Genomic DNA, 12,491 nt, shown 5'->3' on the forward strand with positions numbered 1-12,491 from the left:
CGCCGCCCATCATTTTTTTTTTAGCCCGCCCCCCCTTTCTGACGGCGGCCGTATGCCTCATGACGCTCGTCATGCTGGCATCGGCCCGGAGTCCGCTTCACGCTGAAGCATCCAACTCCTCACCAGCTCCGGCTGAAACAGCGCCCTTTGTAGGAGAAGTGGACTTTACCGGCAACCGCGCCGTAAGCGACCAGGAACTGCAGCAGGTCATCATGACCACTCCGGAAAAATCACTTCTGGGCCTCGGCATCCTCGCCCGGAGACGGCATCCGTTCAACATGGAGGATTTTGAGAAGGATCTGACCCTCCTCAGAAAACTCTATACCTACAAAGGTTATTTTTTTGCCGAGCTCGATCCGCGATTCAGCTATAAAAGCGGCGGCAGGCAAGTCAACATCGACATCCATGTCAAGGAAAACGAACCGACAAGGATCGACTCCCTGGCCTACAGTGGAATCAGCGCAGCCCCCGATTCGCTCCGGAAGGAGTTCCTGCAGGGAAAAATCCTCCACACAGGCGATATTTTTTCCGTCGAGCGCCTCATTGACGAGCGGGACCGCAGCCTCTCCTTCTTCCGCGAACACGGCTACGCGTTCTTCAACGAAGACAGCCTCAGAATCAGGATCGACACCGTCGGAACCCGTGCTGGGGTCCTAATGCAGCTCAGCCTGCCCCGGCGCCTCCACTACGGAGGAGTGACTGCCGTCGTCCACACCCCCCTGCCGCGAAAATCCTCACAAGAAGGCAGAATCATTGCACGGGACTCCCTCAGCATAAGGATTGCCGGGGGGCAGAACATCTCGCCAATCCTCATCACCTCAGCAATCGACTTCCGACCAGGCATGCTCACACGCCAGAGCCGCGAGCAGAAAACCCTGCAGAACTTCGGCGCCACAAACATCTTCTCGTCGATCTACATCCAGCAGGACTCCGTGAAGAACGGCAAGCTTTACAACACCATCCATCTCGAACCGGCCCCCAAGCACCAGCTCGAACCGAAAATTCTGGCTGACAACCGCTATGGATCGCTTTTTCTCGGCGGTGCTCTGGCCTATGAGAACAAAAACCTCTTCGGTGGTGCCGAGCAGCTCCGCACCACTACGGAATACGGTACGCAGATCGGCTCGAGCAACACGCTGCTCAGCAACCTTGAGCCGGGCGACTACGATCCTGTGGTCCCCTATGAACTGCGGCTGAGAAATACCCTGCTCCTGCCGGTCCTTAAAAAGCCAGGCAACTTCTACAGTGCGTCGGCGGAATATTCCCAAAGCCGCCTGCCTGTCCTGCTCACTAACACCAATGCCCTCGTCAGGGGCAGCTACAGCGCCGCAAGCGGTGAAAAGGGACGCATCGATTTCGACTTCTTCGACATCGAGTGGGTAGAGAAAGACGACCTCAGGGGGTTTGAGAAACTGTTCAGAACTGATCTGGCCGACAACATCGGCATCGACCCCTCAAATGAAGCTGCTGTAAGCGCAGGGTTGGACAGCCTGCTCGACGCACATGTCAACCAGACCTTCCGCCTTCGCTACAACCATACCAACCGGGACCCCCTGCGGCCGGATAAAACGATCTGGAAAACCAACATCCTCCTCGAGCATGCCGGCGCCATACCCTGGCTGATTGACGAATACATAGATACCCGTCCCTACAACGGCTTTACCGACACCGATCCCCAGATCTTCGGCACCACCTATTCGCAGTACGTCAAAGCCGACACCCGGGTAACCTTCGACAAACGGCTCACAGACAAAAGCAGGCTTGCTGGAAAGGTCGACCTTGGGTGGATGGCACCATACGGAAAGGCCGAAGACACGCCCGAGGAACGAAGATTCTATTCCGGCGGCTCGAACAGCATGCGGGGGTGGCTCTTCAACACCCTCGGTCCGGGCAACAGTTCAAGTGAGGCCGTTGCCAACTTCGGTGCGGACATCAAGGTAGAACTCGCCCTGGAATACCGGCTTAAATTCTTCCGGCTCTTCGGTCAGGAGTCCGGCGTCACCGCTTTCAGCGATCTCGGCAACATCTGGAACCGAAACGGCCCCTATGCATTCAGCCTCAACTCGCTGACCCGCGACTTTGCATGGGACTGTGGCCTCGGGCTCAGGGTCGGCTCGCCGATCGGCCCCTTCCGCTTCGACTTCGCATGGAGGCTGCACGACCCGGCAAAAGCCGACCCGTGGGTCTTTGGCAACGGTGGCCTTACCTTCAACTTTGGCATTGGCGAAGCGTTTTGATTAGTCGACAACTCTTTTCCGTTACCCTAAACATCAGAAACATGCCCTCACCTTCCACCCTACTGGCCCCGTCCATCCTGTCCGCCGACCTCATGCACCTCGGCGAGGCCCTCAAGACTGCAGAAGCTGCCGGTGCCGACTGGATACACTGCGACATCATGGACGGCAACTTCGTCCCCAACATCACCTTCGGGCCGATCGTCGTCCAGGCCATCGCCAATAACACCACGATGGTCGTCGATACCCATCTCATGATCGCCGACCCTGACCGCTACATCGAAGAGTTCGTCAAAGCCGGCTCGCACCAGGTGACCGTCCATCAGGAAACCTGCCCGCACCTGCACCGCACCGTCCAGTTCATCAAAAGCCTCGGGGCAAAAGCCGGCGTGTCGGTCAATCCCGCGACCCCTGTCTCGACGCTCGAAGAGATCCTCCCGGATCTCGACCTCGTCCTCATCATGTCGGTCAACCCCGGCTTCGGCGGACAGAAGTTCATCCCCGCATCTATCGAGAAAATCAAGAAGCTCGACGCCATGCGCCGCAAGCTCAACCCGGAGCTGGTCATTGCTGTTGACGGGGGAATCACCGAAGAGAATGCAGAAGCAGTGGTACTTGCGGGAGCCGATGCACTCATCGCCGGAACGGCGTTTTTCAGGGCGGCTGACCCTGCGGCCGCAGCCCGGAAAATCAAGAGCGCATCACGATAGGGAGTGGCTGACGGGCCAGGTAAGGCCCGTCAGTTCTTTGCTCGTCTGGAGGCCTTCTCCGATGAGCACAGCATGGAAACCGGCATCGCGCAAATGAGCGATGTCGCCAGCCGTTTTCAGGCCGCTCTCCGACACCGCGATAGTGTCAGGTGGGAAAAAGGGACGAAGGTCAGAAGATGTGGCGGGATCCACGCTGAAGTCCTTCAGGTTGCGGTTGTTGACGCCAATCATTGTGGCACCCTCTTCGGCCGCCGTGTCGAGTTCCCGCCGGTCATGCACCTCAACGAGCACATCGAGCCCCGTTTCAGAGGCCGTCTGGAGGTAGTCGCGAAGTTGCCGGGGCTCGAGGGCCGCAACAATCAGAAGGATGGCGTCAGCACCCATAAGGCGCGACTCGAAAATCTGCGATTCATCGACAATGAAATCCTTGCGGAGCACGGGAAGCCGTACAGCAGCCGAGACCGCCCGGAGATAGTCCGGGGAGCCCTGGAAGAACTGCCTGTCGGTCAAAACCGACAGTGCAGAAGCGCCGATCTCCTCGTAGTGGAGGGCGATCCGGACCGGATCGAAATCATGGACAATGACTCCCCTTGAGGGAGAGGCTTTCTTGACTTCAGCAATGAGGCGGAGCCTGCCGTCCTCTCCCCGAAGCGCTTCCTGAAAGCCTCTGGCCGGAGCAAGCGAACTGCGAAGCTCAAGGTAACGGGCAAGAGGGCGCTCAGCCTTTATGGCCGCGACCTCACGACGCTTCTCTTTCAGGATCTTTGCAAGATAGGTCATCCAGGCTTCCCCCGCTCATCCGGCTGAGGCCAGTTCCCTCAGCTCTTCCTCAAATTCAACAATCTGGCGGATGTTGTCAAGGAACCATGGGTCAATGGCCGTGGACTGGTAGATTTCATCGACGGTCGCACCGGCCTGGAAGGCATAGCGCAGGTAGAACATCCTGTCGGCTCTCGGAATCTTGATTTTCTCGAGGATGTCATCCTTGGCGAACTTCTTCTGCTGCGGTGTCATGTCGACGACGTTCATCAGGTCCTTGCCGTCGGAACCGAGCCCGGCACGTCCGATCTCAAGGCCGCGCAGCGACTTCTGGAGCGCCTCGCGGAAATTGCGTCCGAACGCCATTACCTCACCGACCGACTTCATCTGCACGCCGAGACGGGAGTCAACGTTTTTGAACTTCTCGAAATCCCAGCGAGGAATCTTCACCACACAATAGTCGATTGCCGGCTCGAAGCTGGCAGGGGTCGACTTGGTGATGTCGTTCAGAATCTCGTCGAGCGTGTAGCCGACGGCCAGCTTGGCGGCAACCTTGGCGATCGGGAATCCCGTCGCCTTCGAGGCCAGGGCCGAGCTGCGCGATACACGGGGGTTCATCTCGATGACGACGATGCGGCCTGTTCGGGGATGGATGGCGAACTGGATGTTGCTGCCGCCGGTTTCCACGCCGATCTCCCGGATGATTCGGACCGAAGCGTCGCGAAGCTCCTGGTACTGGCGGTCGGTCAGGGTCTGGGCCGGAGCCACCGTGATGCTGTCGCCGGTATGCACGCCCATCGGGTCCACGTTTTCGATGCTGCAGACGATGATCACGTTGTCGGCAAGGTCGCGGATGACCTCAAGCTCGAACTCCTTCCAGCCGAACAGGCACTCCTCGACCAACACTTCGCCGATAGGGCTCTCGGCAAGACCGCGCCGTACCGCCTCGTAATAGTCCGACTTGGTCTCGGCAAACCCTCCGCCCGTCCCGCCAAGCGTAAACGAAGGACGGATGATGATCGGCAGGCCGATCTCCTCGAGGGCGTCACGGGCTTCTTTTTCATTGCGGACAAAAAATCCCTTGGCCATTTCCAGGCCGAGTTTCTTCATCGCGTCGCTGAAAAGCTCCCGGTTCTCCGCCTTGCGGATGGCCCGCAGCTTCGCGCCGATAAGCTCGACACCGTTACGCTCAAGGATCCCCGACTCGGCAAGGCTCACCGCCGTGTTGAGCGCCGTCTGGCCGCCCATGGTCGGAAGCAGTGCATCGGGCTTCTCTCTCTCAATGATCTTCTGCACATATTCCGGTGTGATCGGCTCGATATAGGTGGCGTCGGCCAGCTCGATATCGGTCATGATGGTCGCAGGGTTGCTGTTGACCAGAATGACCCGGTAGCCGTCCTCCTTCAGGGCCCGGCATGCCTGGGTGCCCGAATAGTCGAACTCACAGGCCTGACCGATGACGATCGGACCGGCTCCGATCACTAAAATGGACTTGATGTCTTCCCGCTTTGGCACTGGTATCAGGGGTTAGGATCTTCGAAAGCTTCAATGGTCGGTAATGTACTAAATTTCCCTCACTCCTCCACGAAGGCAACACACTTCAGCGCCGCCTCCAGTCTACCCCGCCTACTCATAGGGCGCCCGCTGTTAATTCGTTCACCAGACTCCGGCTGTTCACCCATTCACCGGACTCCGGCTGCTCATCCATTCATCAGACCCAGGCTGCTCATCCTTTCACCGGACTCCAGCTGTTCACCCATTCACCGGACCCCGGCTGCTCATCCATTCACCGGACCCCGGCTGCTCTACCAATCATTCCACAACGCGGATCTGCTCCTGATGGAAACCGCCGGACTCGCGGCGGAGCCATGCGGTGACCTCTTTCGGACGACCTTCCGAGAAAGAGATGATGAGCATGGTGTGACCGGGCTTTGCGAAATCGACATCGTGCAGCGAAGGTACTGCGGGAGAGTTGATGTGGGAGTGATAGGAACCTACGATGGAGAATCCGAGACCTTTAGCCTCCCGCTCCACGTCGGAGTATTCCTGATGGGAGATCTCGAAGCCGTTCTCACGGCCATGGTAGAGGCAGTTGCGACAGGGTGCCACCTCATGGATGATGTTCTCGACATTGCCACGATGATCGACGTTTTTTATTCCGGCAAACAGCCCGCAGCACTCCTGAGGAAGTTCACGGAACGCCTGTTCCTGGATGATTTCAAAAGCTCGGCGGGGTATTTTCATACGGCGACAGCAGCAGCGGCGGTTGAATTGGTATGGTGAATGGCTACGATGGTTAAAGGGCCCGGGCTCCGATGTCCCGGCGGAAACAGGCTCCCGCGAAACTGATCGTTCCAAGAGCCCGGTAAGCCGAGTCGAGACTTTCACGGAGGGTGGGGCCGAGCGCGGTAACGGAAAAGACCCTGCCACCGGCCGTGGTAAGCCGGCCGTCGAGGTATGCCGTACCGGCGTGGAACAGCATGCACTCATCCATCCCGGAAAGGGCGCTGTCGATCTGCACAGCAATACCCGTAGGAAAACTGTCGGGATAGCCCCCGGAAGCCATGACGACGGTGGCTGCAGATCCGGGGTGCATGTCGAACGCAATTTCTTCGAGCCCTCCCGAAACGCTGGCCATAAGAGCGTCGATAAAATCGCTTTTCAGCAGCGGAAGCACCACCTGGGTCTCCGGATCGCCGAGCCTGGCGTTGTATTCGACAACCGACGGCTCGCCGCCATCGATCATCAGGCCGACATAGAGGAACCCCGTAAACGGGTACCCTTCAGCCTTCATGCCCTCGAGGGTCGGGCGGATGACCCTTTCCTCTACTTTCCGCATCACCTCAGCAGTGACCAGCGGGGCCGGAGCATAGGCACCCATGCCGCCGGTGTTCTTTCCGGTATCACCATCTCCGATCCGTTTATGGTCCTGAGCGGGAAGGAAGAGGCGGTAGGAGGTGCCGTCTGTCAGTGCGAACACACTGGCCTCCTCTCCTTTGAGGAAATCTTCTATAACAACCTCATCGGCAGCATTGCCGAACACGCGGTCATCGAACATCTCGAGAATCGCGCTGCGGGCGCTCTGGAGGTCTGTAGCGATAATAACCCCTTTGCCGCCGCAGAGCCCGCTGGCTTTGAGCACCTGAGGCCATGCCCCTGACGGGAGGCCATCAAGGTAAGAGAGCGCATCTTCCTTCCTGCCGAACACATGGTACCCTGCGGTGGGGATGCTGTGGCGGCGCATGAAATCTTTTGCAAACACCTTGCTGCTCTCGAGACGTGCGGCATCACGGGTCGGGCCCACCACCCTCAGACCAGCGTCCCGGAAGAGATCCACGACCCCGGCTTCGAGCGGTTGCTCAGGGCCGACGACTGTCAGATCGATGGCGTTTTCAAGGGCAAAACGGAGCAGCCCCTGAAGGTCAGTCGCCTTCAAGGGCATATTCTGCACCTTGCCTCCCATCATGGCAGTCCCGCCGTTGCCGGGAGCGGCATACACCATCTCCACCCCGGGGTTCCGTGACGCCGCCCATGCCATAGCATGCTCGCGCGCGCCGCTTCCAATGATGAGTACCTTCATGCTGTTCGTGTCTTAGAGGGCGGTTTATCGGCCGGGGAGTGTTACATTACTTCCAGCCGCGATGCGGATAGCTTGTATATAAAGCAGAGCGGGCAAAAAAAACAATTAAAAAATTTCAAGAGGGCGCGCCCCCGGACTTCAGGGGATGGCCCGGCCGACCCACATGGCCCTCCCAGCGATCATTTCCAGCCGCGTCCTGCCCGCTGCCCTCCGCCTCCTTTACCGTAGCCTCCGGCTGTCGGTCCGGCCCCGCGGCTTCAGCCTGCCGGCACCCGATGAGTCCTGCATTTTCGCATTCTGGCATGGGGATATGGCCGTGGGATGGCTGTTCGTGCGAAGGCTATGGCCTGACAGAGATGCATCGGCAGTCGTGAGCCTGTCGGAAGACGGAAGCATCCTCTCCCTTGCCCTCAAGCGCTTCGGGTTCCGGCTCATCCGTGGATCAAGTTCGAAAGGGGGAAGCGAAGTCCGCGCCGCCATGCAGGGTGCCCTGCAACGCGGCAACCTCGTCGTCCTCACCCCAGACGGCCCGAGAGGCCCCCTGCACCGATTCAAATACGGAACCATCCGCATCGCCTCAGAGTCGGGCGTGCCGATCATCTTCGCCCGCATCGGCTTTACCGGGGGATGGCAGCTGAAGAGCTGGGACCGCTTCATCATTCCCCACCCGTTCTCGAAGGTCACACTTGAACTGCACCGCCTGGATGTGCCGCGATTTGACTCCGAGGAAAAGCTCAGAACATATTCCGAACTGCTTTCCGACCGCCTTGGCCATGCATGAGCGCAGACTGAACATCCTCCTCCGGCCAGCCGCACTGCTCTACGGACTCGTTGCGGCCGTGCGCAACGCCCTCTTCGACAGGGGTATGCTGAAGGCGTGGAAATCGCCGATTCCCGTGGTCTCCATCGGCAACCTGACTGCCGGAGGAACAGGCAAAACACCGCTTGTCGACTGGGTCCTGAAATACTACCTCTCCATCGGATGCCGGCCGGCCGTCGTCTCCCGGGGCTACGGGCGCCGCTCGAAAGGGGTACAGCTCGTCTCCGACGGACGGAACATACTCCTCGGGAGCACCCGGTCAGGAGATGAAACCGCCATGCTCGCCGCCAATAACCCTGAAGCCGTGGTCGTGGTCGCAGAACAGCGAAGCGAAGGGGTGCAGTTCATCATGGAACGGTTCCGGGGCGAACGGCCCGACGTCATCATCCTTGACGATGCATTCCAGCACCGCCAGCTGGCGCGGGATCTCGACATCGTCGTCATCAACTCCCGTGAGCCCTTTGCCGCGGCGAAAATGCTCCCCGAAGGACGGTTGCGCGAACCGAAAAGCGGCATCGGGAGAGCTGATGTCGCGGTGCTCTCAAAAATCACCGATGAATCGAAGGCGGACGCCATCGAAGCGGAACTGACAGGTAGCGTGGCCCTCGTTGCAAGAACCCGGGTGGTCATCGGAGAACTCTCCCCCTTCGGCCCTAAAGGCCGGTCAACGGCGCCCCATCCCGATCCCGCAGGACTCAAGGCGCTGGCCTTCGCCGGCATCGCATCGCCCGCATCGTTCGTCGAAAGCCTGATGAAAAAGGGAGTGCATGTTGTGGAGCAGCGCTTTTTCCGGGACCATGAGCCCTACACGCTGAACAACTTCCTGCCGCTTGTAGAGGAGGCCCGCCGGAAGGGGCTCACGCTCGTCACGACGGAAAAAGACCGCTACCGCCTGGAGGGGGAACCCGGTCTGCTCGAAAAAACGGAAGGGGTTGGGTGCTGCTGCCTGAACATTGCGACCGGCTTCACAAGGGGAGCGGAGAAACTGCAGGAAATGCTCAAGGCCGTAGTCCGGGATTGAGCTCTTCCCCCGGAAGAAGAATCCTACGCCTCTTTCAGGATGGCGGAAACCGCCTTGAAACGGTCGGTGCCGGCTTCACGCAGGAGCTCGAACATGGCCATTTCAGTGCTGGAGAGCGCACCGCCAGCCTTTTCGATGCATCGGATGCCAAGCGCCCGGTTCTCTTCGGTCCTCGATGAGACCGCATCGGTCAGGAGATGGACATTATAGCCGAAATCAAGCAGTTCAACCGCCGTCTGGTACACGCACACATGTGTCTCCATGCCGGCAAGCAGGATGTCGTTGCGGCCGAACGCCCGAAGGCGCTCCATGAACCCTTCATTGCCGCAGCAGCTGAAGGAGAGCTTCTCGACCGGTTGCGCTCCGGGCAGCAGTTCCATGAGGGCGTCCACCGTACGGCCCAGACCCTTGGGATACTGCTCCGTGACCAGCACGGGCACCTCAAGAATCCGGGATGCGCGGATCATGCGCCCGATGGCAGCGACAACGCCGTCGGAACCGTGTACGCTCTGGGCAAGCCGACCCTGCACATCAATGACAAGCAGAAGGGTTTCTTCAGGAGTAATCATGACTGATGGGACATTGAAACTGGATAAAATACCTTTTCGTAACTTTCAAGATACGGTTAATGTCGAACGAAATCAGAACAAAAAATACACTGCCAAAAGGAAAACGCGGAGAGCATCTCGTCGCTATCCAGTTCCTCCTGATCTTCACCTTCATCCTCCTTCCCGATTGGCCGCTGGCGGCCATGGCAGGGACGCCGCCGCTTTTCAGGTGGGCGGCACTCATCCTCTTCTGGAGCACGGCCGCAACCTTCGGGGGGCTCGGCTCACATACTCTGAAGGAGGTCCTCACCCCGCTCCCCTATCCAGTTGAGCACAGCCGTCTCATCACCACCGGGATCTATGGCCTCGTCCGCCACCCGCTTTACTCGAGCCAGCTATTTCTCGCTGCAGGCTGGACCATCTTCACCATGAGTGCCTCACACCTTCTCTTCACCGGCCTCGGGTTCCTCTTTTTCAGCTACAAGGCCTCACGTGAAGAGCGCTGGCTGACAGCGCGGCACCCGGACTACACCGCCTATGCCAAACGGGTAAAGAAATTCATCCCCTTCATCTACTGAGCCGGCCGGTCCCGAACGCAGCGCACCGATAAGCCGAGACTCCGGGCGACGCTGACCCTGACCAGCCGCTCCGGATCCCGGGAGGCAACCTCTCTGTCCCATGCCTCGAATGCACCCGAAGAGTCCGCAGTCCAGAAACAGGCTGAAACCCCGTGCCCGTAAAACGCGCCCAGGCAGTTTCTTATTCCAGTGGAAAGAATGCCGAGTGAACGAAGGCCTCCAGGCACCAGGGCAAGCCGGTCCCACTCATCCTCCGTCGCGACATGCCACCCGGCCGGTGCAAGTCCGCGGGGGTCATGGACCGTATGCCAGTTGTAGAGCCGCCCGCACCCGACAGCCCCCCCCTCTTCGCCTTCGTAACGGCACCATGCACCGTCGCCCCTGCTGGCTGCCTCGTGCCACTCCGCCTCAGTCCGGGCTTCCGGGACCGGGTCCCCGTTCCGGTACCTCTCAATGTCCAGATTGGAGGCACTCCACTCCATGCCGCCGAGCGGCACACCCTGCAACTCCCCGCCCCTCTTTTCCACGCAACCGGCGACAAAGAAGAGAGCCGCGAGGAAAACCCTCATCCATATCCGTCTGCCCTGCCGTGCTATCCGCATAGACTCCGCGTTATATCAATGCAACTTAATGATGAAACCCTTACCTTTTCTGTACTGTCCCCGTTTCCGCCCTCCGCGGGCAAACAATACAACACATCCGCCATGAAAAAACGAATTGGCGTCATCCTCTCCGGATGCGGACACCTTGACGGATCGGAAATCCAGGAAGCCGTCCTCACACTTCTGGCAATCGATCGGGCGGGAGCCGAAGCGGTCTGTCTTGCCCCCGATATTCCCCAGCACCATGTCGTCAACCACCGGACCGGCAAGGAAGAGGAGGGAGCAGTGCGCAACGTGCTCGACGAATCCGCCCGCATCGCCCGTGGAGAGATCACCGACCTCAAACGTTTCGACACCCTCCATCTCGATGCACTCGTGATCCCCGGAGGATACGGTGCAGCCAAAAACCTCTCGACCTACGCCGTCAAGGGCCCGGAGTGCACCATCGATCCCGGTGTCGAGCACGCCGTGCGAAGCTTCCATGATGAGGGCAAACCCCTCGGCTTCATCTGCATCGCTCCGGCCATCGCCGCATGCGTGCTCGGCAGCCGGAAACCGGAACTCACCATTGGCAACGATCCTGCCACTGCGGCCGACCTTGAATCGATGGGGGCACGGCACGTCGAATGCACGGTCAATAACGCCCATGTCTGGCACGAGGGCAAGGTGGTGAGCACCCCCGCCTACATGCTCGGGCCCTCGATCTCGGAAGTAGCCAAAGGCATCGACCGGCTGATCCAGGCGGTGCTTGAGCTAGCTTGAAGCCCCGCCTTTCCTGAACGGCACGCCAACCTCACGCGGAGGGCGGGAATGTTTGCCGAACCCGGCAAGCACCAGGAGGGTGAGCGCATAGGGCATGGACTGCACCACCTGTGAGGGCAGCCAGCCGCCCTGGGTCCAGATTTCCATGGATTCGGCCGAAGCGAAAAAGAGGCTCGCCAGGGCCGCGCCAAGAGGATTCCACCGCCCGATGATCATGGCTGCAAGCGCCATGTACCCGCGCCCCGCCGACATGGAATCGGTGAAAGTATGCTGCTGGAAGACAAGAAACGCCCCGCCGAGTGCCGCAAAGACACCAGATATCAGCACCCCTGAATACCGCATAACCGGCACGCTTACCCCTGCGCTGTCCGTTGCGGCAGCGTCCTCACCGGCCGCACGCAGCCGGAGGCCGTAGGGAGTATGGAACAGCAGATACTGTGCTGCTGGAACCACGGCGACTGCCGTGAGGAAAAGGGGGTCAAGGAGGACGGAAGCGGCACCGAACCCGGCGATGCGTTCGGAGTTCATGGCGCTGCCGTAAAGCAGCACGAGTCCGAAGCGGGTCCCGCCCATCATGAGGATGTTCAAGGCGATGCCGGAAACGATCTGATCCGCCCCGAGGGTTACGGTAAGGAAAGCAAAAAACAGGGCAACGGCAAGGCCTGCCAGAATGGCTGCCGCAACCCCGGCAGCAGCCGAACCGGTAAGGTGCATGCCGGCCGAAGCCGCAAACGCACCGGCCAGAATCAGCCCTTCAAGAGCCAGATTCACCACCCCGCCACGCTCCGAAAATACCGCCCCGACGGAGGTCAGAACATAGGGCACGGCAATGCGCAGGATTTGAAAAAATATGACGGCTAACTCGATATCCATAGGT

The 12,491-nt window shown here is 59.6% G+C and carries 13 protein-coding genes; 6 read left to right on the top strand and 7 right to left on the bottom strand.

Annotated features, from left to right (window positions below; all coding sequences use genetic code 11):
* The first annotated feature begins 59 nt into the window (after positions 1-59).
* Together PLUT_RS08520 and rpe are read left to right on the top strand one after the other, a co-directional pair.
* Positions 60-2,237, top strand: coding sequence for a BamA/TamA family outer membrane protein (locus tag PLUT_RS08520; RefSeq protein WP_011358374.1), 2,178 nt, complete (start codon positions 60-62; stop codon positions 2,235-2,237).
* Between the two features lie 41 nt (positions 2,238-2,278).
* Positions 2,279-2,944: a ribulose-phosphate 3-epimerase gene (gene rpe, locus PLUT_RS08525; protein WP_011358375.1), complete on the top strand. Its 666-nt coding sequence runs from the start codon at positions 2,279-2,281 to the stop codon at positions 2,942-2,944.
* On the opposite strand, the gene trpC is transcribed toward rpe, so the two are convergent.
* The 4 genes from trpC to purD form a co-directional block, all read right to left on the bottom strand.
* Positions 2,936-3,724: an indole-3-glycerol phosphate synthase TrpC gene (trpC, locus tag PLUT_RS08530; RefSeq protein WP_011358376.1), complete on the bottom strand. Its 789-nt coding sequence runs from the start codon at positions 3,722-3,724 to the stop codon at positions 2,936-2,938. The two genes, rpe and trpC, sit on opposite strands and share 9 nt — an antisense overlap.
* Positions 3,725-3,739: 15 nt before the next feature.
* The gene (gene carB, locus PLUT_RS08535; RefSeq protein ID WP_011358377.1) at positions 3,740-5,218 is read right to left on the bottom strand and encodes a carbamoyl-phosphate synthase large subunit; all 1,479 of its coding nucleotides are present in this window, start codon (positions 5,216-5,218) and stop codon (positions 3,740-3,742) included.
* 297 nt (positions 5,219-5,515) lie between these two features.
* Positions 5,516-5,947 carry a Mov34/MPN/PAD-1 family protein gene (locus PLUT_RS08540; RefSeq protein WP_041463892.1) on the bottom strand — a complete coding sequence of 144 codons (432 nt, stop codon included), beginning with the start codon at positions 5,945-5,947 and terminating at the stop codon, positions 5,516-5,518.
* Positions 5,948-5,999: 52 nt separating this feature from the next.
* The gene (gene purD, locus PLUT_RS08545; RefSeq protein ID WP_011358379.1) at positions 6,000-7,283 is read right to left on the bottom strand and encodes a phosphoribosylamine--glycine ligase; all 1,284 of its coding nucleotides are present in this window, start codon (positions 7,281-7,283) and stop codon (positions 6,000-6,002) included.
* A 163-nt stretch (positions 7,284-7,446) separates the two neighbouring features.
* Between purD and PLUT_RS08550 the strand changes: the two genes are divergently transcribed.
* The gene (locus PLUT_RS08550) at positions 7,447-8,064 is read left to right on the top strand and encodes a lysophospholipid acyltransferase family protein (protein WP_041464181.1); all 618 of its coding nucleotides are present in this window, start codon (positions 7,447-7,449) and stop codon (positions 8,062-8,064) included.
* On the top strand, positions 8,057-9,124 hold the full coding sequence (gene lpxK / locus PLUT_RS08555; protein WP_011358381.1) for a tetraacyldisaccharide 4'-kinase: 1,068 nt from the start codon (positions 8,057-8,059) through the stop codon (positions 9,122-9,124). The genes PLUT_RS08550 and lpxK overlap by 8 nt, the downstream gene beginning before the upstream one ends.
* A 23-nt stretch (positions 9,125-9,147) precedes the next feature.
* Here lpxK and PLUT_RS08560 read toward each other — a convergent pair whose 3' ends face one another.
* A complete protein-coding gene (locus tag PLUT_RS08560) occupies positions 9,148-9,693 on the bottom strand; it encodes a hydrolase (protein ID WP_011358382.1) in 546 nt (181 codons plus the stop codon).
* Between the two features lie 59 nt (positions 9,694-9,752).
* Here PLUT_RS08560 and PLUT_RS08565 point away from each other — a divergent pair, with 59 nt between their 5' ends.
* Positions 9,753-10,250, top strand: a complete 498-nt coding sequence (locus PLUT_RS08565; RefSeq protein WP_011358383.1) for a methyltransferase family protein — start codon at positions 9,753-9,755, stop codon at positions 10,248-10,250.
* On the opposite strand, the gene PLUT_RS08570 is transcribed toward PLUT_RS08565, so the two are convergent.
* Positions 10,244-10,819 carry a fibrobacter succinogenes major paralogous domain-containing protein gene (locus PLUT_RS08570; protein ID WP_157858173.1) on the bottom strand — a complete coding sequence of 192 codons (576 nt, stop codon included), beginning with the start codon at positions 10,817-10,819 and terminating at the stop codon, positions 10,244-10,246. The genes PLUT_RS08565 and PLUT_RS08570 overlap by 7 nt on opposite strands.
* 135 nt (positions 10,820-10,954) lie before the next feature.
* Here PLUT_RS08570 and elbB point away from each other — a divergent pair, with 135 nt between their 5' ends.
* Positions 10,955-11,614 carry an isoprenoid biosynthesis glyoxalase ElbB gene (elbB, locus tag PLUT_RS08575; protein WP_011358385.1) on the top strand — a complete coding sequence of 220 codons (660 nt, stop codon included), beginning with the start codon at positions 10,955-10,957 and terminating at the stop codon, positions 11,612-11,614.
* On the opposite strand, the gene PLUT_RS08580 is transcribed toward elbB, so the two are convergent.
* The gene (locus PLUT_RS08580; RefSeq protein ID WP_011358386.1) at positions 11,606-12,487 is read right to left on the bottom strand and encodes an ABC transporter permease; all 882 of its coding nucleotides are present in this window, start codon (positions 12,485-12,487) and stop codon (positions 11,606-11,608) included. The two genes, elbB and PLUT_RS08580, sit on opposite strands and share 9 nt — an antisense overlap.
* Positions 12,488-12,491: the final 4 nt, after the last annotated feature.

It is taken from the genome of Pelodictyon luteolum DSM 273 (assembly GCF_000012485.1).
Taxonomy (GTDB): domain Bacteria; phylum Bacteroidota; class Chlorobiia; order Chlorobiales; family Chlorobiaceae; genus Chlorobium; species Chlorobium luteolum.

What these genes read in the sequence shown, in the direction of transcription:
- PLUT_RS08520 (WP_011358374.1), top strand. Translation starts at nt 60, where the DNA reads ATGACGCTCGTCATGCTGGCATCGGCCCGGAGTCCGCTTCACGCTGAA.
- rpe (WP_011358375.1), top strand. Translation starts at nt 2,279, where the DNA reads ATGCCCTCACCTTCCACCCTACTGGCCCCGTCCATCCTGTCCGCCGAC.
- trpC (WP_011358376.1), bottom strand. Translation starts at nt 3,724, where the DNA reads ATGACCTATCTTGCAAAGATCCTGAAAGAGAAGCGTCGTGAGGTCGCG.
- PLUT_RS08540 (WP_041463892.1), bottom strand. Translation starts at nt 5,947, where the DNA reads ATGAAAATACCCCGCCGAGCTTTTGAAATCATCCAGGAACAGGCGTTC.
- purD (WP_011358379.1), bottom strand. Translation starts at nt 7,283, where the DNA reads ATGAAGGTACTCATCATTGGAAGCGGCGCGCGCGAGCATGCTATGGCA.
- PLUT_RS08550 (WP_041464181.1), top strand. Translation starts at nt 7,447, where the DNA reads ATGGCCCTCCCAGCGATCATTTCCAGCCGCGTCCTGCCCGCTGCCCTC.
- lpxK (WP_011358381.1), top strand. Translation starts at nt 8,057, where the DNA reads ATGCATGAGCGCAGACTGAACATCCTCCTCCGGCCAGCCGCACTGCTC.
- PLUT_RS08560 (WP_011358382.1), bottom strand. Translation starts at nt 9,693, where the DNA reads ATGATTACTCCTGAAGAAACCCTTCTGCTTGTCATTGATGTGCAGGGT.
- PLUT_RS08565 (WP_011358383.1), top strand. Translation starts at nt 9,753, where the DNA reads ATGTCGAACGAAATCAGAACAAAAAATACACTGCCAAAAGGAAAACGC.
- PLUT_RS08570 (WP_157858173.1), bottom strand. Translation starts at nt 10,819, where the DNA reads ATGAGGGTTTTCCTCGCGGCTCTCTTCTTTGTCGCCGGTTGCGTGGAA.
- elbB (WP_011358385.1), top strand. Translation starts at nt 10,955, where the DNA reads ATGAAAAAACGAATTGGCGTCATCCTCTCCGGATGCGGACACCTTGAC.
- PLUT_RS08580 (WP_011358386.1), bottom strand. Translation starts at nt 12,487, where the DNA reads ATGGATATCGAGTTAGCCGTCATATTTTTTCAAATCCTGCGCATTGCC.